General features: G+C 70.4%; 11 protein-coding genes and 1 pseudogene. 10 read left to right on the plus strand and 2 right to left on the minus strand.

Features of this window, described 5'->3' with window-relative positions; translation table 11 throughout:
* Position 1 precedes the first annotated feature (1 nt).
* The 9 genes and pseudogenes from ACZ60J_RS27560 to ACZ60J_RS27600 all read left to right on the plus strand — a co-directional run bounded on the left by ACZ60J_RS27560 (position 2) and on the right by ACZ60J_RS27600 (position 15,900).
* The gene (locus ACZ60J_RS27560; protein ID WP_469685871.1) at positions 2 to 9,772 is read left to right on the plus strand and encodes an amino acid adenylation domain-containing protein; all 9,771 of its coding nucleotides are present in this window, start codon (positions 2 to 4) and stop codon (positions 9,770 to 9,772) included.
* A 27-nt stretch (positions 9,773 to 9,799) separates the two neighbouring features.
* Positions 9,800 to 10,018, plus strand: coding sequence for an MbtH family protein (locus ACZ60J_RS27565; RefSeq protein ID WP_469685873.1), 219 nt, complete (start codon positions 9,800 to 9,802; stop codon positions 10,016 to 10,018).
* Between the two features lie 7 nt (positions 10,019 to 10,025).
* On the plus strand, positions 10,026 to 10,382 hold the full coding sequence (locus ACZ60J_RS27570) for a nuclear transport factor 2 family protein (RefSeq protein WP_469685875.1): 357 nt from the start codon (positions 10,026 to 10,028) through the stop codon (positions 10,380 to 10,382).
* Positions 10,383 to 10,404: 22 nt separating this feature from the next.
* The gene (locus tag ACZ60J_RS27575; protein WP_469685876.1) at positions 10,405 to 11,697 is read left to right on the plus strand and encodes a lysine N(6)-hydroxylase/L-ornithine N(5)-oxygenase family protein; all 1,293 of its coding nucleotides are present in this window, start codon (positions 10,405 to 10,407) and stop codon (positions 11,695 to 11,697) included.
* 2 nt (positions 11,698 to 11,699) lie between these two features.
* The gene (locus ACZ60J_RS27580; protein WP_469685877.1) at positions 11,700 to 12,356 is read left to right on the plus strand and encodes an FMN-binding negative transcriptional regulator; all 657 of its coding nucleotides are present in this window, start codon (positions 11,700 to 11,702) and stop codon (positions 12,354 to 12,356) included.
* Between the two features lie 25 nt (positions 12,357 to 12,381).
* Complete coding sequence (locus ACZ60J_RS27585) at positions 12,382 to 13,926, plus strand: AMP-binding protein (RefSeq protein WP_469685879.1); 1,545 nt, start codon at positions 12,382 to 12,384, stop codon at positions 13,924 to 13,926.
* A gap of 64 nt (positions 13,927 to 13,990) precedes the next feature.
* Positions 13,991 to 14,839, plus strand: a pseudogene (gene ddaH, locus ACZ60J_RS27590) (dimethylargininase); the annotation flags it as partial.
* A 78-nt stretch (positions 14,840 to 14,917) separates the two neighbouring features.
* A complete protein-coding gene (locus ACZ60J_RS27595) occupies positions 14,918 to 15,139 on the plus strand; it encodes a phosphopantetheine-binding protein (protein WP_469686175.1) in 222 nt (73 codons plus the stop codon).
* Positions 15,140 to 15,156: 17 nt separating this feature from the next.
* Positions 15,157 to 15,900: a hypothetical protein gene (locus ACZ60J_RS27600; protein ID WP_469685880.1), complete on the plus strand. Its 744-nt coding sequence runs from the start codon at positions 15,157 to 15,159 to the stop codon at positions 15,898 to 15,900.
* A gap of 64 nt (positions 15,901 to 15,964) precedes the next feature.
* On the opposite strand, the gene ACZ60J_RS27605 is transcribed toward ACZ60J_RS27600, so the two are convergent.
* Positions 15,965 to 16,504, minus strand: coding sequence for an RBBP9/YdeN family alpha/beta hydrolase (locus ACZ60J_RS27605; RefSeq protein ID WP_469685882.1), 540 nt, complete (start codon positions 16,502 to 16,504; stop codon positions 15,965 to 15,967).
* A 279-nt stretch (positions 16,505 to 16,783) separates the two neighbouring features.
* Between ACZ60J_RS27605 and ACZ60J_RS27610 the strand changes: the two genes are divergently transcribed.
* A complete protein-coding gene (locus ACZ60J_RS27610; RefSeq protein WP_469685884.1) occupies positions 16,784 to 18,373 on the plus strand; it encodes a hypothetical protein in 1,590 nt (529 codons plus the stop codon).
* An 84-nt stretch (positions 18,374 to 18,457) separates the two neighbouring features.
* Here the strand turns inward: ACZ60J_RS27610 and ACZ60J_RS27615 are convergent, their stop codons facing one another.
* Complete coding sequence (locus ACZ60J_RS27615; RefSeq protein ID WP_469685885.1) at positions 18,458 to 19,405, minus strand: methionyl-tRNA formyltransferase; 948 nt, start codon at positions 19,403 to 19,405, stop codon at positions 18,458 to 18,460.
* Between the last annotated feature and the right edge of the window lie 114 nt (positions 19,406 to 19,519).

A 19,519-nucleotide genomic window follows, 5' to 3' on the forward strand; every position in this document is an offset into this window, starting at 1 on the left:
CGTGAAGCAGTCAGGGCTGAAGGACGTTCTCCCGCTGTCACCCATGCAGGAGGGCTTCCTCTTCCACGCCCTCTACGACGACCAGGCCGCGGACCTGTACCTCGTACAGTTCGCGTTCGAACTGCACGGACGGCTCGACGCGTCCACGCTGCGGGCCTCGGCCGAGGCGCTCCTGCGCCGGCACCCCAACCTGAGTGCCGGCTTCCGGATCACCGGCCGCGGCCAGGCCGTCCAGGTGATCCCCCGCCGGTGCGAGCTGCCGTGGGCCGAGGTCGACCTGCGCGACACGCCCGAGGACGCCCGCCCCGAGGCCCTCGCTGCCGTACGGGCGGCCGACCGGGCCCGCCGGTTCGACCTCGCCCGTCCGCCGCTGATGCGCTGCACCCTGGTCCGCCTCGACGAGGAGAAGTACAGCCTCGTCCTGAGCGTCCACCACATCCTCATCGACGGCTGGTCTGTGCCGCTGCTCATGGCCGACCTGCTGGCCCTGTACGGCAACGGCGGCGACGAGAGGGCCCTGCGCCCGGCAGCCCCCTACCGGGACTTCGTGAGCTGGCTGGCCGCGCGGGACCGGGACGGCGCCGAGACCGCCTGGCGCGAGGCCTTCAGCGGGCTCACGGGTCCGACGCTGGTCGCCCCGCAGGCCCGGGACGCGGTGCCCGTGGCCGCGGAGCGCGTCACGCTGGAGGTGCCCACGGCGCTCGCCTCCGCCCTGACGGCCATGACGCGGAGGAACGGCCTGACGCTGAACACGGTCTTCCAGGGGGCCTGGGGCCTCCTGATCGGCCGCATGACCGGCCGGGAGGACGTGGTCTTCGGAGCCACCGTCTCGGGCCGTCCGCCGGAGGTCCCCGACGTCGAGAGCATGGTCGGCCTCTTCGTCAACACTCTGCCGGTGCGCGTCGGTTTCAGCGCGCACGAGACGGTGCTGAGCGCGCTGTCCCGCCTCCAGGAGCGGCAGAGCGCCCTCATGGACCACCAGCACGTCGGGCTCGCGGAGATCCAGCAACTGGCGGGCCACGGGGAGCTCTTCGATACGCTCGTCGCCTTCGAGAGCTACCCCAGCGACCCCGACGCGCTACAGGCCGACACCGGCGGGGTGCGCATCGCGGGTGTGCAGACCCACGACGGGACCCACTACCCGCTCACCCTTCTCGTGGTCCCGGCCGAGAGCCTCCTCGTACGCCTGGACTTCCAGCCCCACCTCATCGACCGGGACACGGCGGAGCAACTCGCCCACCGTCTGCTGGAGATGCTGGAATGCATGGCCCACGATCCGCACCAGGCCATAGGCCGGGTCGGCCGGCCCGCTCCCCGGGAAGCCGCCACGGCGCCCGGCGGGGACGAGGACACGGCGCGCGAGACCGAGCCGGTCACCCTTCCCGCGATGTTCGAGACGCAGGCCGGGCTCACGTCGGAGGCGGTGGCCATCGCCGGCGGTGACACACGGATCGACTTCGACGAGCTGAACGTACGGGCCAACCGGCTCGCCCGCCTCCTCGTCCGGCGCGGCACCGGCCCGGAGGACGTCGTGGCCCTCGCCCTGCCGAAGACCGCCGACACCGTCGTGGCCCTGCTGGCCGTGCTGAAGGCGGGAGCCGCGTGCCTTCCCCTGGCGGCGGACACCCCGCAGGACCGGCTCGCCCGGATCCTCGCCGAGGCCCGGCCCGTCTGCGCCCTCGTCGACTCCACCACCACGCTCGCGCTCCCCGCGGAGCTGGCGACCGTGGCGCTGGACTCCCCGGAGAACGCCGCGGCGCTGCGCACCGGCCCGGAAACGGACCTCGCGGACGCCGATCGCCGCCGGCCGCTCCTGCCCTCGAACACCGCCTGCATCCTGCCCTCCGCCGACGGCTCCTGCGTCATGCTGACCCACGCCAACGTCGTGGACCTCGTACAGGACGCGCCCCGCCGGTCCGGCGTCGGCGTCCCCGACCTCGTCACCTCCGGCGTCTCGCCGCTGACGCTCTTCCCCGCGCTGATGAGCGGCGGAACGATCGAGGCCCGGCCCGGCCTGTCGGCACCGGAGCTCGGGGGGCGGCCGGAGGCCACCGGGGCCGCCCCGACCGCACGGCGCACCCCGAACATCCGGACGCACGTGCTGGACCACGCCCTCCAGCCGGTGCCGCCCGGCGCGGTGGGCGAGGTGTACCTGAGCGGAACCCGGCTCGCACGGGGCTACGCGCACCGGGCCGGTCTGACGGCCGAACGCTTCGTCTGCGCCCCCTTCGGAGCTCCCGGCGAGCGGATGTACCGGACCGGCGAGCTCGTTCGCCGCACGTCCGCGGGAGCCCTGGAGCCCGTACGCCGCTCCGTCGTGGGTCCGGCGGCCCGCCCCACGACGGACGCGGCGGACACGAAGGCGCCCGCATCACCGGATCCCGCCGTCCCCCGGGAGAGCCGCGCGCCTCGGACCCCCCAGGAGGAGGTCCTGTGCGGCCTGTTCGCCGAGGTCCTCGGCCTGCCGCGGGTCGGTGTCGACCAGGACTTCTTCGACCTCGGCGGCCACTCCCTGCTGGCCACCCGGCTCACCAGCCGCATCCGTTCCACCCTCGGCGTGGACCTCAACGTCCGGGCGCTGTTCGACGCACCGACGGTGGCGGCCCTCGCGCAGGTGCTCCGCACCGGCCGGTCGGCCGTCGACCCCCTCACGGCGTCGACGAGGCCCGAACGCGTACCGCTGTCCTTCGCCCAGCGCCGCCTGTGGTTCCTCAACCACTTCGACGGGGCCAACCCCGCCCTCAACATCGCGCCGGCCCTCAGGGTGTCCGGACACCTGGACCCGGAGGCGCTGGAACTGGCGCTCCTCGATGTCATGGAGCGCCACGAGAGCCTGCGCACGGTCTTCCCCGAGACGGCCGACGGACCCCATCAGGTCGTCCTGGGCCGTGAGGAGCTGCCCGGGCGCCTGCGCGTCACCGACGTCCCGGAAGCCGAACTGTCCCGGGCTCTCGCCGAGGCCGCACGGCACACCTTCGACCTTGCCACCGAGCCTCCGGTGCTGCCCACCCTCTTCCGGACCGGCCCGCAGGAGCACGTCCTGCTCTTCCTCCTGCACCACATCGCCGGCGACGGATGGTCCCTCGCGCCCCTCGCGCACGACCTCGCCGAGGCGTACTCCGCCCGGTGTGACGGCCACGCGCCGTCCTGGTCGCCCCTGCCGGTCCAGTACGCCGACTACGCCCTGTGGCAGCGCCGGACGCTCGGGGACGAGACGGACCCGGACAGCCAACTCGCCCGCCAACTGGACTTCTGGACCACGACCCTGGACGGCCTCCCGGAGAACCTGGACCTGCCCGCCGACCGGCCGCGCCCCGCCGTGGCGAGCTTCCGGGCGGATGCGGTGCCCTTCCGGCTCGATGCCGGACTCCACCAGAAGCTGTGGGACCTGGCGCGCAGCAACCGGGCCAGCCTCTTCATGGTGGTCCAGGCCGGTCTCGCGGCGCTGCTGACCCGGCTGGGGGCGGGTACGGACATCCCCGTCGGCAGCCCGATCGCCGGCCGGACCGACGACGCCCTGGACGATCTGGTGGGGCTCTTCGTCAACACGCTCGTCCTGCGTACGGACACCTCCGGCGACCCCGGCTTCCGTGAGCTGATCAAGCGGGTCCGGGCTGCCGACCTGGCCGCCTACGCGCACCAGGACCTGCCCTTCGAGCGGCTCGTGGAAGCGCTCAACCCGGCACGCACGTCCTCGTACCAGCCCCTCGTCCAGGTCATGCTGGCGTTCCAGAACAACACCCGGCCGGTCTTCCGACTGCCCGGTGCCGACGCCCGCCTGGAACCGGTCGACCTGGGACTCTCCCAGTTCGAGCTCTCGGTGCACCTCAGCGAGAACCGGACCGAGGAGGGCAAGGCCGCAGGCGTCGAGGGCTGGATCCAGTACAGCACCGACCTGTTCGACGAGGAGACCGCGCGGCGCATCGGCGAGCGTTTCGTGCGACTGCTCACCGCCGTCACGGACGAGCCGGACCTGCCCCTCAGCCAGGTCGAGGTGGTCGCCCCGGCCGAACGTCTGCAGATCCTGGGGGAGTGGAACGAAACCGGCGAGCCGGCGCCGGCCACCCGCCTGCACACGATCTTCGAACGGCACGTCGCCGCAACGCCCACCGCGACCGCTCTGGTGTGCGGCGAGGACGCGTACACCTACGCGGAACTGAACGCCGCCGCCAACCGCATGGCCCACCTGCTGCTCGCCCGGGGCGTGGGTCCGGAGCGGATCGTCGCCCTCGCGCTGCCCCGCTCCGCCGAGCTCATCGTGGCCGTACTGGCCGTGCTCAAGACCGGAGCGTCGTACCTGCCCGTCGACCCCGACTACCCGGACGACCGGATCGCCTTCATGCTGTCCGACGCCGCCCCCGCCCATGTCGTCGCGGACACCGGCATCGGACACGTGCCCCCGGCCGTGCTCGGGTTCCCGGGGCTGCTCGACCTCGCCGAGTGCCGTCAGGCCCTGGCCGGTTACCCGGCGCAGGACCCGGCCGTGGAGTCCGGGCCGGCCAGCCCGGCCTACGTGATCTACACCTCGGGCTCCACGGGCCGGCCGAAGGGGGTCCTCGTCACCCACTCGGGCATCGCCGCCTTCGCCGCCGCCGAGGTGGAACGGTTCCGCGTCGAGCCGGCGAGCCGGGTCCTCCAGCTCGCGTCGCCCAGTTTCGACGCGTCGGTCCTGGAGATCTGCATGGCCTTCGCCGCGGGGGCGACCCTCGTCGTGGCGCCGCACGGTCCGCTGGCGGGCCGCGAACTGGCCGAACTGCTGGCCGGACAGGCCGTCAGTCACGCGTTCATCTCCCCGGCCGCGCTGGCGAGCATGCCGGAGTACGAACTTCCCTCCCTCGCCACCCTCGTGGTCGGCGGCGACGCCTGCTCCCCGGCCCTCGTGGCGAGGTGGTCGCGGGGCCGCAGGATGATCAACGCCTACGGACCCACCGAGTCCACCGTGGCCGCCACGATGAGCGAGCCGTTGGACGGCGCCGGAGCGCCCCCGATCGGCCGCCCCGTTCCGGGCAGCCGCGTCTACGTCCTGGACTCCGCGCTCCAGCCGGTGCCCGCCAACGTGGTGGGCGAGCTGTACATCGCCGGCGCCGGTCTCGCCCGCGGCTACCTGCACCGCTCCGCACTGACCGCCGAACGCTTCGTCGCCGACCCCTTCGGCCCGGCCGGCTCCCGCATGTACCGCACGGGAGACATGGCGCGCTGGACGGCCGGCGGACAACTGGAGTTCGCCGGGCGCGCCGACCACCAGCTGAAGCTCAGGGGATTCCGCGTCGAGCCCGGCGAGATCGAAGCCGTGCTGGAGGAGGACTCGAGGGTGGCCCAGGCCGTGGTGGTCCTCCGCGAGGACCAGCCGGGCGACCAGCGTCTCGTGGCGTACGTGGCCCGCCGCTCCGCGTCGCAGGCGCTCGACCCGGCGGAACTGCGAGCCCGGGCGGCCGCGGGCCTTCCCGGCCACATGGTGCCTGCGGCGTTCGTCGTCCTGGACGTTCTCCCGTCGACCGCGAGCGGCAAACTCGACCGCAAGGCCCTTCCGGTCCCCGCCCCGCAGGAGCGCCCGGCCGGCCGCCAGGCCCGCACACCTCGCGAAGAGATCCTCTGCGCCCTGTTCGCCGAGGTCCTCGGCCGGGAGGGCGTCGGCGTCGACGACGACTTCTTCCTCCTGGGCGGGCACTCACTGCTCGCGACCCGTCTGATGGCACGGATCCGCGCGACCTTCGGCGTGGACCTCCCGATCCGGCTCCTCTTCGACGCCCCCACCGTCGCCGGACTGGTGGCGCGGCTGGACGAGGCGGAGGAAGCACCGCCCGCGCTGCGTCCCGTACGGCGCCCGGAGACCGTTCCGCTCTCCTTCGCGCAGCGCCGCATGTGGCTGCTGCACCGGATCGAAGGCCCCAGCCCCACCTACAACATCCCGCTGGTGCTACGGCTGTCCGGGGCGCTGGACCGCGAGGCCCTGGAAGCCGCCCTGCGCGGTGTGACCGAGAGGCACGAGAGCCTGCGCACCGTCTTCCCCGAGACCGACGGCGTCCCCTTCCAGCAGGTCCTGCACGTCTCCGACGCCTGGGACGGACTGCACACGGTGCACACGACCGCCGACGCCCTGCCGGGCCTGCTCGCGGAGGCGGTGTCCCACTCCTTCGACCTCGCCTCCGCCCCGCCAGTGCGGACCTGCCTGTTCGCGCTCGCGCCGGACGACCACGTCCTGACCGTCCTCATCCACCACATCGCCGGCGACGGGTCCTCGCTCGCGCCGCTCGCCCGCGACCTGGCCGAGGCCTACCGGGCCCGGACGGCCGGCGAGGCGCCGCTCTGGGATCCGCTCCCCGTGCAGTACGCGGACTACACGCTCTGGCAGGACGAGTTCCTCGGCGATGAGAGCGACCCCGGCAGCCGTGCCGCGCGGCAGCTCGCGTACTGGAGGGATGCGCTGGCAGGTGCTCCCGAAACTCTGCGGCTACCGTCGGCACGCCCCAGGCCCCCCGTGGCGAGCTACCGGGGCGACATGCTGGACCTGCGCCTGTCGCCCGAACTGCACGCGGGGCTGCTCGGGCTGGCCCGGGAGACCGGCACGAGCCTGTTCATGATCCTGCAGGCCGCACTCGCCGCACTGCTGACCCGGATGGGGGCAGGAACCGACATCCCGATCGGCACCCCCGTCGCCGGCCGGACCGACGAGGCGCTCCACTACCTGGTGGGGTTCTTCGCGAACACCCTGGTGCTGCGTACGGACACCTCGGGTGATCCCGGGTTCCTGGAGCTGCTGGAGCGGGTCCGCGACACGGATCTGGCTGCGCACGCACATCAGGACGTGCCCTTCGAGCGCCTCGTCGAATCGCTCAACCCGACCCGGTCGCAGGCCCATCAGCCGCTTTTCCAGGTGCTGTTGGTGCTGCAGAACATGGCCACCCCCGACTTCGAGCTCGCCGGCCTTGGTATGGCGGTAGAGCCCATGGGGACGCACACAGCCAAGTTCGACCTCTCCTTCTTCTTCCGGGAGCAGCTCTCCGCCGACGGAACCCTCGAAGGAGTTGCCGGATTCGTCGAGTTCGCCACGGACCTCTTCGACCGTGAGGACGTGGCCACGTTGGCCGTACGCCTGGAGCGGCTGCTGCTGGCGGCGGTGGCGGACCCGAAGCTGCCGATCGGACGGTACGAGGTACTGGTACCGGGCGAGCGCGAGGAACTCCTCACGGCCGGCACGGGCAGTGCCGCGCAGGCCCCGGCCGCCGGCCTGGCCGCGCTCTTCGAGCGACAAGTGTCGCTGACCCCCACGGCCGTGGCAGTGGAGGCCGACGGCACGACCCTGACGTACGCGGAGCTGAACGCACGGGCCAACCGCCTGGCCCACAGGCTCGTCGAGGCCGGGGTGACGGCGGAATCCCGGGTTGCCCTGCGCCTGGAGCGAACCCTGGACCTGATGGCGGCCGCGGTGGCGGTGGCCAAGGCGGGGGGCGCGTACGTGACCCTGGCCGGGGCTGCACCGACGCCCCGGTGGCAGGCCGTCCTCGCGGCGGCGCAGGCCCGGCTGGTCCTCACCGACCGGGCCGGGACCGACGCGGAGGGTACGGCGGGCACGCCGGAGCTGCTCATCGGCGGTGAGCCGGACGGCGGCCGTACGGACGACCTCGGGCTCGTGGTCGAGCCGGACCGGCTCGCCTGTCTGTGGTACGTGTCGGGGACGGCGGGGCCCCGGGGCATCGCCTTCACCCACCGCGACGTGGCGGGCCCCGTCACGGACGGGGGCCCGGGGACCGGCCGGGGCCGGACGGTCCTCCTCCCCGCACACGTGCAGGCGGGACCGACGGCGCACTGGTGGGCACCCCTGCTCTCCGGCGGACGGCTGACGCTGGCCCCCGCCGGTGACACGGCCGTCGATGCGCTGGTGGGCCTGCCGGCCGGCGACCCGGTCGAGCGGATGGTGATGTCGGCGGAGGAGTTCGAGCTCGTCGCGGAGCGGCGGCCCGGTCTGCTCGCGGACGTCCCGTACGTCCATGCGGGCGGCGACGTGCTCTCGGAGGAAGCCGTGGAGCGGGTCGCGGCTGCCTGCCCGGGGACGACGGTCGTCCACGGCTACGGCCTGGCCGAGGTCGCGGGCCCCGTCACGCACCACGCCCCGAACGGCGGGCCGGTGTCCGGCGACGGTCCGGTGTCCGGCCGTGCCGTGCCCATCGGCCGTCCGATCGCCGGCCGCCGGGTGCACGTGCTCGATGCGCGGCTGCGCCCCGTCCCGCGGGGCGTTCCCGGAGAGCTCTACGTGGCGGGCCCCGGGGTGGCCCGCGGCTATCACGGCTTGCCGGGCGAGACCGCCGAGCGCTTCGTGGCCGATCCCTCGGGCCCCCCGGGCGCGCGGATGCACCGCACCGGTGACCTGGTCCGCTGGGGGAGCGGGAACGTGCTCGAGTTCATCGGGCGTACGGACGACCGGACGCGCGTCCGGGGCCTGCGGGTCGAGCCCGCAGAGGTCGAATCGGTACTCGCCCGGATCCCGGGGGTCGCCGGTGCGGCAGCGGCCGTACGGAAGGACGCGGCCGGAGCCCGCCGTCTCGTCGGGTACGTGGTCCCGCAGGACGGCGCGGGCGGACGGGACGCTCTCGTGATCTCCGTCCGGGAAGCGGCGCGCGGTCTCCTGCCGGGGCACCTCGTGCCGGAGCTCCTCATGGTCGTGGACCGCCTTCCGGTCGACGGTGAAGGTGTCCTGGACCGGGCGGCGTTGCCGGTACCCGACTCCGGTGGCGGCCGGAGCGACGGCGCACCCCGCACGGCGCGGGAGCAAATCCTGTGCGAGCTGTTCGCCGAGGTGCTCGGAGTGGACCGGGTGGGTCTGGAGGACGACTTCTTCGAACTCGGAGGCCATTCCTTCGCCGCGACCCGCCTCATGGGCAAGGTACGTGTGGCGCTCGGTGCGGACCTCTCGCTGCGCCACCTCTTCGAGAACCCCACGCCCGCAGCTCTGGCCGGACAGCTGGACGAGGCCGTGCATCACGATGCCTTCGACGTTCTTCTTCCTTTGCGGGGCAGCGGCGAACTCCCGCCCCTTTTCTGCATGCATCCGGCCGGTGGTTTGAGCTGGTGCTATTCTGGGCTCGTTCCGCATGTGGGAAAGGATCGACCGATATACGGTCTCCAGTCCCCGCGGCTGACCGATGACGGCCGGCTTCCCGAGTACATTGCGGAATCCGCCATCGCGTACGTGGACCGGATTCGAAAGGTCCAGCCGAACGGCCCCTATCATCTGCTGGGTTGGTCATTCGGCGGGCACCTGGCCTACGCCATGGCCACCGAATTGCAGCGGCAGGGCGAAGAAGTCGCACTCCTGGCCCTCATGGACGCATTCCCGGTCCAGGACGAGGCGATGTTCCAGGTTCCCGAGGATGAAGTCCTTCCGGCGCTCTTCCAGGTTGTGCTGCGGGAAATCGACCACACCAAGGGTGAATTGCTCCAGGGTAATCTGCTGATGGAGACGATTCGCCGGGAAGGTGGCGTCCTGGGTGAGCTGCAGGAATCCCATCTGGAAGCGGTCAAGGAAATCTGCCTGAACAGCATGAGGCAGCTCCGGATATTCGAACCCGACCGTTTCCGTGGTGACATGCTCTTCTTCACCGCACTGCAAGGGCGAACCGAGAAGTCATTCGGACACGACGCTTGGGGCCCGCACGTCGACGGCCGCATCGACAACCACGATCTCGACTGCGATCACGGTGGAATGACCCAGCCGCGCATGATCGCGCGCATCGGAAAGATTGTCGCCGCCGCCCTGCGCGGCGAAACGAACTGACGAGAACGACCAGAAGGTGAGAACACCATGAGCAACCCGTTCGAGAAGGAAGACGGCGTGTACGTCGTACTGACCAACGACGAGGGCCAGCACTCCCTCTGGCCGGTCTTCGCCGACATCCCGGCCGGCTGGACGACCGTCTTCGGCGAGGCCGACCGGGCTGCGTGCCTGGACTACGTCGACGAACACTGGACCGATCTGCGCCCCACGTCGCTGATCCGCGCCATGGCCCTCCAGGAGAAGTAACAGAAACATGGCAGCGAGTCGTGAGAGTGCGGTCCGTGAATACTACGAACGCGTGGACGCGGCCGACTACGAGGCGGTCTTCGACATGTTCTGCGAGGACCTGGTCTACGAGCGTGGCGGCACCGAAGCGATCGTCGGAATGGACGAGTTCAGACGCTTCTACCTGGCCGGCAGAATCATCGACTCCGGCCGGCACGAGGTGGCCTCGATCGTGGAGAGCGGAGACTGGGTGGCCGCCCGCGGAGTTTTCACCGGCCGGCTGAAGAGTTCCGAGGAAGTCTCCGTCAACTGGGCTGACTTCCACCTCTTCCGCGGCGGGAAGATATGGCGCCGGTACACCTACTTCGCCGATCGGGCGATATGAACACGGGAAGGAAGTCCACAGCATGACTGCACGGTCGGCACCGCACACGGAGGATCTGGTCGGGATCGGGTTCGGCCCCTCGAACCTCGCCCTCGCGATCGCCCTGGAAGAATCGGTCGGACCGGATTCGGGGGGCCCCGGATTCGGCATGCACTTCTTCGAGCGGCAGCAGGAGTTCGGCTGGCACCGGGGCATGCTGATGGAAGGTGCGACCATGCAGGTCTCCTTCCTGAAGGACCTTGCGACGATGCGCAATCCCGTCAGCGCCTACACCTTCGTCTCCTACCTCAAGGCGAAGGACCGGATGGCCGAATTCATCAACGGGAAGACGCTGTTCCCGCTGCGGGTCGAGTTCCACGACTACCTGGAATGGGTCGCCGAACAGTTCACCTCGGTGGTGTCGTACGGATCCGACATCGTCGGCATCCGCCCGGTGGTCGAGAACGGTGCGGTGGAGTACCTCGACATCCTCGCCCGTACGTCTCCCGATGCCGCTCCGAACGTCGTGAGCCGCGCCCGCAATGTGGTGATCGGCGCGGGGCTGTCGCCCAGGATGCCGGCGGGAGTGGTGGAGAGCGACCGCATCTGGCACAGCTCCCGGCTGCTGCACCGCGCGGCCGCCCTGACCCGTGCGCCCCGCACCGTCGTGGTCGTCGGCTCCGGGCAGAGCGCTGCCGAAGCCGCCGACTACCTGCACCGCACCTTCCCCGACGCCGAGGTCAACGCCGTGCTCTCGCGCTACGGGTACAGCGTCGCCGACGACAGCCCGTTCGTGAACGGCATCTTCGACCCGGACGCCGTGGGCCAGTTCTACTCCGCGCCCCGGGACGTGAAACAGACGCTGATCGACTACCACGGCAACACCAACTACTCGGTGGTCGACCTCGACCTGTCGCACGAGCTCTACCGCCGCGTCTACCAGGAGAAGGTCCTGGGAACCCGCCGGTTCAACATGATCAACACCGCGCGGGCCACCGCCGCGGAGGAACACCCGGGCGGCGTGCGCGTGACCGTCGACTCGCTCGCGGGCGACGCCTCGCAGGTCATCGACGCGGACGTGGTCGTCTACGCCACCGGCTACCGCCCGAGCGACCCGCTGCCCCTCCTCGGCGAGCTGCTCGCCGACTGCAAGCGGGACGGTGAGGGCCGGCTCGTGGTGGGGCGGGACTACCGGGTCACGACGTCGGACGCGGTCCGCTGCGGGATCTACCTCCAGGGCGCGAGCACGGAGCACTCCCACGGTCTCGCCGCGGGCCTTCTGTCCAACACCGCGGTCCGGTCCGGAGAGATCGCCGCTTCCATCCTCAAGGGATAGTCATGTACGTACCGTCCATCTATCAGCCCGAAGACCGCGGCTGGCTCCGCCGCATCATCCGGCGCTACCCCCTGGCCACCCTGATCACCAACGGGGACCAGGTGCCGTACGCCACGCACCTGCCGGTGATCTTCTCGCCCGAGGACGCCTCGGGAACCGGGGGCCCCGAGGGCGCCACGCTGCTGGGGCACATGAACAAGGCCAACTCCCACTGGGACTCGCTGAGCGACGGCGCCAGCGCCCAGCTCATCTTCACCGGGCCGCACGGATACATCACCCCCACCCTCTACCGGACCACGCCGGCGGCGCCCACCTGGAACTTCGTCTCGGTCCACGTGCAGGGCAGGCTGCGGCTGCTTCAGAGCATGGAGGAGACCCTCGATGTCGTGCAGCTGACGGTCGAGGCCTACGAGTCGGCCCACGGTGACGGCTGGCAGATGGACGGCTCGCTCGACTACTTCGCCCGGATCGGAACAGCCGTCGGTGGCTTCCGCTTCGAGGTGGAATCCGCCGACGGCATGTTCAAACTCAGCCAGGAGAAGGAGCCGGAGGTCCGCAGCCGGGTCTCCGACCGGTTCAGCACGGCCGACGCCGGGCCCAGCCGCGACCTCGGACAGCTGATGCGCGAGTTCTACCTCGACGGCGACCATGCCGCTTGATACCCCGAAAGGCTCCGTGACCTCCGTGCCCTTGAACCTGTGGGGTGGACCTGCCACCCCGAACTGCCTGCTCGATTCGTTCCTGGAGGTCGTGTCCGAACGGCCCGACGCGGTGGCGGTCGTCGAGGGTGAAACCGAGTACACCTACACCCGGATCCGGGACTGGGCGGGAGCGGTGGCCGAACTCCTCGCCGCCCAGGGGATCGGCCCGGAGGACCGTGTGGCCGTGACCGGCCCGCGGGGGGCCGCGGTGGTCGCCGCCTTCCTCGGCACGGTCGCGCTCGGTGCCACCTACGTCCCTCTCGACCCGGAATACCCGGAGCAGCGCCTCGCCCACATGCTGAGCGACAGCGCCGCCAAGGTGCTGCTGTACACCGGGGACGAGCCCGCGTTCGAGACCTCGGCGACCCTGGTCAGGATCCCGGAGCCGGGATCGGTGCCGGCGGACCCGCAGTGGCGACCGGTCGCGTGCCGCCCCGATCTCCCCGTCTACGTCATCTACACCTCCGGCACCACGGGCTGGCCGAAGGGCGTGAGCATCCCGCACAGCTGCCTGGACGGCATGGCCGCCTGGCAGACGGAGCACTCGGTCCGGCGCGACCTGCGCACCGGCCAGTTCGCACCCCTCAACTTCGACGTCTGCTTCCAGGAGGTGCTCGGCACGCTCTGCGGGGGAGGCACCCTCGTCATCGTGCCCGAGAAGCTGCGACGGGACGCCTTCTCGCTGCTCGACTGGCTGGGTGAGAACCGGATCGAGCGGCTCTTCCTGCCCTACCTCGCACTCAACATGCTCGCCGTCGCGGCCTCGGCTGAGGACTCCCTGGACCACATGGCCCTCACGGAGATCAACACGGCCGGCGAGCAGTTCGTCTGCACCGGCCCAATCCGCGAGTTCTTCGAGCGGCTGCCGGCCTGCCGGCTCAACAACCACTACGGCCAGAGCGAGTCGGCCATGGTCACGGCCCACACCCTCACCGGTGCCCCCTCGACCTGGCCGGCCCTGCCTCCGATCGGCACCCCCCTGCCGGGGTGCGAGCTCCTGATCGACCCCGTGGACCCGGCCGAGCCCGAAGTGGGCGAACTGCTGGTGGCGGGCCTGCCGCTGTCGCTCGGCTACCTGAACCAGGATCAGCTCAACACGGAGCGCTTCGTCACCATCGACCCGTCCCCGCAGAGCCACACCCGGGCGTTCCGCACCGGCGACCTGGTCCGGCTCGACGACGGCGTGCTGCAGTTCCTGAGCAGGCGCGACCACGACGTCAAGATCCGCGGCTTCCGCGTCAACCTGCTGGAGGTCGACGTCTGGCTGCTCGAACAGGCCGGCGTGGTCGAAGCCGCCTGTGTCGCCGTCGAAACGGCCGAAGGATCCCGCACCCTCCGAGCCGTGATCACCGTAGAAGAGGACGCACCGCCGGCCGACGTAGGCGAGCTGCTGCGCCGGCTCGGCGAGGTACTGCCCGCCCCGGCCGTGCCGGTGTCGATCACCGTGGTGGAGGCCCTGCCGCGCACCGCGAGCGGCAAGATCGACCGGCAGCGGATCGGCAAAGACCTCCTGGCGAGCAGTCTGTAGTCCTCAGCCCTCCTCGCCCCTTCCGCCCTCATCCGCTCATTTCACTCCCCGTAGGAGCAAGTCCGTGCCCAACACCGATGCGAACCTCCCGGCTGCCGAGCAGCGCACCAGCAGTCGCGCGTCCACCCCCCGCCGCCTGCTGATGTGCCGCCCCGAGCACTTCGACGTCGTGTACTCCATCAACCCGTGGATGCACCCGGACAAGCCGTGCGACGCAGGCCTGGCGCTCGCCCAGTGGGAAAGGCTGTACGAGCTCTACCGTTCGCTCGGCCACACCGTGGACGTCATCGACCCGATTCCCGGGCTGCCCGACATGGTGTTCGCCGCCAACGGCGCGACCGTGGTGGACGGCAAGGTCCTCGGTGCCCGCTTCCGTCACGCCGAGCGGACCGCCGAGGGTCCCGCCTACCTCTCCTGGCTCCATGACCAGGGCTTCGACCAGGTGATGTGGCCGGAGTTCATCAACGAGGGCGAGGGCGACTACCTCCTGGTCGGCCGTCGCCTCCTGGCGGGAACCGGCTTCCGCACCGACCCGCGTTCACACGCGGAGGCCCAGGAGTTCTTCGGTGTTCCCGTCACGGGCCTGACCCTGGTCAATCCCAACCACTACCACCTGGACACTGCCCTCGCGGTGCTCTCGGACACCGAGATCATGTACTACCCGGAGGCCTTCTCGCCCGGCAGCCGGGCCGTCCTGGAAGAGCTCTTCCCCGACGCCATCCTGGCCTCTCCCGAGGATGCGGCGGTCTTCGGCCTCAACGCCTTCAGTGACGGCCTCAACGTGATCATGCCCGAGGCCGCCACCGGCCTCGCCGAGCAGCTCAGGCAGCGGGGGTTCAATCCGATCGGGGTCGACCTCTCCGAGCTGCTCAAGGCCGGTGGCAGCGCGAAGTGCTGCACGCTGGAGCTCCGTTCCCGCCGTGCGCCGGGCGGCTCCTCGGAGGCGCGCTCTCGCGCACCGTGGACCGCGACGGAGCGCGCACTGGCCGCCATCTGGGAGGAGATCCTCAACTCAACCCAGGAGGACCGGGAGCAGAACTTCTTCAACGCCGGCGGGGATTCGCTGCTCGTGACCCGGGTCGTCCTGCGCGCCCGCAAGACGTGGGGCATCGGCCTGAACGTCCAGGACGTGCTCGACCACCCCGTGCTGAAGGACCTCGCCGAACAGATCGATCTCCTCGTGCGGTCCGCACAGGCCCCCGCGAAGCCCTGACCCGGAAGGACACTGACGTGGTACGAACACTGCTGGCCCTGGACTACCCGGGGCGCCGCGCAGAGGCGAAGATCGCCGACCTCGGTCTCGAAGCTCACGGATACGAAGTGGCACATCTGCTGACCACTCCCCTCCCCGCCGAACTGACCGGACGCGACTACGCCGAGAAGCTCTTCTCCACGCATGGTGTCGCCAAGCGGGAGGTCGCCGGAATACTTGCCTACTGCGCCTCGGCTCCGCTGGCGCAGGAACTCGCCCGGCACATGGTGGAGGCCGGGAGCGAAGCGCCCCCGCTCGTCTTCTTCGACGCGGCGCCGCTGACCGCACAGGACATCACCGACGACTATGCGACCGTTCTCCAGCAGATCGACGCCTCGGGGTTCGAGGAGAGCGGTTCACAGACGGACGTCGCCTCCCTCATCGACACTCCCGAAGAGCTCGTGCGGGCCATGCGGGAGGAGATGACCCGGTATGCGGGGAAGTCCCTCGCGGAAGACCTCTTCGACGACGACGAGGTCGCCCTGGCCAGTGAGCAGATCGTGCGGGTGTATCTGGACCTGCTGACGCATCAGATCGCCGCCTACCACGGGGCGGCCCCGGTTTGGGGCGGGGATGTGGTGAACATCGTGTCCGCCGGCAGCCCGTTCCAGGGGGACTGGCCGGGGGCCCGTACCACGCGGGTCGTGCGCACGGTGCATGAGCGCGCGAGACTCCTGGCGGAGCCGGCCACCCGTGATGCGGTGCTCTCCCTGCTGGCGTGAGCCTCCGCCGGGCGCCGTCGCGGGGCCGTGGGTGCCCCCTTGCGGGGGCACCCACGGCTGGGGGTCAGGTGGGGAGGTTTTCCGTGAGTAGGGACCAGCCCTCCGGCCAGTCGGCCAGGGACGAGGAGGCGTTGATGTGGCCCTTCGGGCCGACGTTGATCAGGTGGGCGCCTAGGCGGTCGGCGGTTGCCGTGGCGGATTGCAGGGTGCTGTAGGGGTCGTCCTCGCTTGCGAGCACGAGCGTCGGGAAGGGGAGCGGGGTCAATGCTGGGGTGGACCAACCCACCGCCGCCGTCGGGAAGTTGCTGCCGTGTACGTCCGGCATGGCGACCAGGAAGGCGCCGGTGACGGCGTGGTCCTCGTGCTGTGAGGCCCATTCGGCGACCAGTGTGCAGCCGAGGCTGTGGGCGATGAGGACCTTGGGGCCCTCGATGGCCCGCAGGGTGTCGTCCAACTCCTCTACCCAGAGGTCCCGTTGGGGGGCGTCCCAGGAGGAGTGCTCCACCCAGACGCTGCCGGGCACCCGGGCGTGCCACAGAGCCTGCCAGTGTTCCGGACCGGAGTTGCCGATGCCGGCGATGAAGACGTGCGTAGCGGATTCCATGGGCAGACCTCGTGTTCGTCATCGTCTTTCGGCGCTGTCGCAGACAGCGGCTGCAAGCCGGCGTCGGCGGCGATGGCGACACGGCGGTCGGGTCGGGGTGGGGCTCGACCGGTTCCCTCAAAGATGACACATGCCGGGGCAACCATCGCCCGGCGTCGTGAGTCGAACGGTTGGCAGTGGCTCAGCCGTACGTAGGACGGTGCCGCTGACGCTTCCCGTTCCTGCATGCTTCGGAGGGCTTTATCCGTGTCAGCTAGACGATTCATCACGGCACTTGGCGTGACTCTCGGTATCACCGCGTCCACGTTCCTCGCCGCCCCGGCAGCCCATGCCGCGGGCGGGAGTCTGGAGTACGTGTACGGCGTGGACGCCGCGGTCGGGTCCGACGGGGCGTTTCGCGTCAGGTTCTGGTCCGACTACGGCTGGCAGGTCGGCGACGCCCTCGCCGTCCGGGTGCGGGAGAAGGGCACGAGTACGGTCGTCGCGCGGGTCGGCGGCTTCGTCGCCGGCGGGTGTACGGATGAGGACTGCAGCCTTCGAGCCTTCCAGTCCGCGCCCGCCAAGCTGGACAAGATGGCCGTCTACGACCTCGAGGTGGTCCGCAACGACGGCCAGAGCAACGAGCAGGTCGCCGCCAACAAGGGGGTGCTGAACTACGCCCTCAACCCGAAGATCGACGGCTTCGCGTCCTCACTGCCCTCGCTGTCCTACGACAGTCGTTCGGGGCAGTCCTCGGGCAGGGTCGTGGCGGAGGATCCGAAGACGCGTGAGATCAAGCCGTTCACGGGCGCCGGGGTCAAGGTCTACGCCTACAGCGGAGAGACCGTGCAGTTGACCACCGATGGGGCGGGACGGTTCGCCAGCGCCTTCGCCTTCCGCGGCAACGAGAGCGAGGCCTCGCTGCGGGCTTCGCTCGTGGGCAGCGAGTCCGTGACGAACCAGCTGTCGCTGCCGATCCGCAAGCAGGCCACGAAGCTGAACGTGACCTCGCCCGGCGCTACGGTGACCGCGCGGTTCGGCACCGAGGTCCCCGTGCGCGGCACTCTCACGCGCACGGCTGACGACGGCACGCAGAAGCCTCTGAACGAGGGCCTCGCGGTGACCAAGGACGGTTGCGTCGCCGTGTACCGGGATGACTGCGGCAACGGAGTGGGTGGCTTCCGCGTCACGGGTGACGCGAAGATGACCGTCGGGTTCTCCAGTGCCTGGTTCGAGGCCTCGTCCTCTTCCTTCGCCGTGCACGCCACCCACATGAGCGCCTTCGAGGGCCTTGTGGGACACGTGGACCAGTACCGGAACATCACCTACACCGGCAAGCTGATCGTCAAGGACGGCACCGTCCCGGCCGGCGCCGCCCCCCGGGTCCACTTCGACTTCTCGGGCGACAACGGCAAGACCTGGACCTACGTCGGCTCCACCACCACGACCTACAACACGCCCTTCACCCTGAAGAGCCCGTACTCCTCTGCCAAGCCCGGTGTGTGGCGCCTGCGCCACGGCACCGCGAACGTGGGCCCGACCACCAGCCAGACCTTCCAGTTCATCCGCCGGCCCACGCAGCTCACGGCTGACGACGTCACCCCCGAGGGCGTCGCCCGCGGTACGACGATCACCGCGAAGGGGCTGCTGAGTCACAGGTACAGCACCACCTGGAAGCCGTTCGCCGGTCAGACCGTCCGGATCTACTTCAAGCCGGCGACGCCGGGTGGCGCGTGGAAGCAGCTGGGCACCGCCAAGACCCTGGCCAACGGCACCTTCAGCAGGAAGTTCACCGCGGACCAGGACGGCACCTGGCAGATGCGCTACGACGACGCCCCCTCGACGCACTACGCGTCCAAGGGGCGCGAGGACTACGTGGACGTGCGCTGAGCCTGCCGGTGGGCGTATCTGTGGTGAGGGGCCGGCCCGCCCGGGGACCGTCCGGGGCGGGCCGGGGTTTTGGGGTGACCCGGGTCAGGGGCGGGTCGTGAGGTAGCCGCCCATGGACTTGAAGTAGGCCGACGCGGGGAGTTCCGTGCCGTCCTCCGTGCGGACGCTCGTGATGGCCAGGCCGTGGTTGCGGCCCGTGCGGGCGTCGGCGCCGGCGACGATGACCACGCCTTCGCCCTCGCGGTAGAAGATGCGGCCCGGGGTGCCGCCGTAGACGCCCTCGGAGACGACGGCCGTGAGGATCTCCAGGCGCTTGCCCTTGTGGAAGGTGAAGGCGGCCGGGTACGGGGCGGACTGGGCGCGGACCAGGCGCTCCAGGGTTTCGGCGGGCCAGGACCAGTCGATGCGGATGTCCTCCTCGGCCCTCTTGTGGAAGAAGGTCGCCTGGGAGCGGTCCTGCTTGGTGAACTCGGTCTGGCCGGAGGCGATGAGGTCGAGGGCGGCGATCGTCACCGGGGCGATCAGGTCGACCGTCTTGTGGAACAGGTCCGTGGTCGTGTCCGTCGGGCCGACGGGGATCGCCTGCTGCATGACGATGTCGCCGGCGTCGAGCACCTCGTCCATCATGTGCGCCGTGACGCCGACTTCGGACTCGCCGTTGATGAGGGCCCAGATGAGGGGGGAGAAGCCCGCGTACTTCGGGAGCAGGGAGTCGTGGATGTTGAGGGTGCCGTGGCGGGGGAGCGTGTAGATGCGCGGCGGGATCCAGGTGCGCCAGTTGTTCGCGACGAGGATGTCCGCGTCGGCTTCCTTAAGCTGCTGGAACAGTTCCTCGTCGTCGGGGCGGTTGCGGATGACGACCGGGACGCCGTGCTCCTCGGCGAGGTCGGCGACCGAGTCGCTCCAGATCTTCTCGTAGGCGTGCTCGCTCTTGGGGTGGGTCACAACCATCACGACGTCGTGCTCGGAGTCCAGGAGCGCCTTGAGGGTGCGGTGGCCCCAGGTCTGATAACCGAACATAACGACCCGCATCGGGTTTCCTCCTCAGAAGAGCGAATGAGCAAAGGTAAGTAAAGCAAGGCTTACCTAAGGGCGCAACAGCCCCGATTCTGGGCTCGATTGACCCAAGTGCAGGGGATTTGTCTG

The organism is Streptomyces sp. NPDC104226 (assembly GCF_055584085.1).

Excerpts from the sequence above, each read along its gene's own strand:
- ACZ60J_RS27565 (WP_469685873.1), top strand. The coding sequence starts at position 9,800 with ATGAGCAACCCGTTCGAGAAGGAAGACGGCGTGTACGTCGTACTGACC.
- ACZ60J_RS27570 (WP_469685875.1), top strand. The coding sequence starts at position 10,026 with ATGGCAGCGAGTCGTGAGAGTGCGGTCCGTGAATACTACGAACGCGTG.
- ACZ60J_RS27575 (WP_469685876.1), top strand. The coding sequence starts at position 10,405 with ATGACTGCACGGTCGGCACCGCACACGGAGGATCTGGTCGGGATCGGG.
- ACZ60J_RS27580 (WP_469685877.1), top strand. The coding sequence starts at position 11,700 with ATGTACGTACCGTCCATCTATCAGCCCGAAGACCGCGGCTGGCTCCGC.
- ACZ60J_RS27605 (WP_469685882.1), bottom strand. The coding sequence starts at position 16,504 with ATGGAATCCGCTACGCACGTCTTCATCGCCGGCATCGGCAACTCCGGT.
- ACZ60J_RS27615 (WP_469685885.1), bottom strand. The coding sequence starts at position 19,405 with ATGCGGGTCGTTATGTTCGGTTATCAGACCTGGGGCCACCGCACCCTC.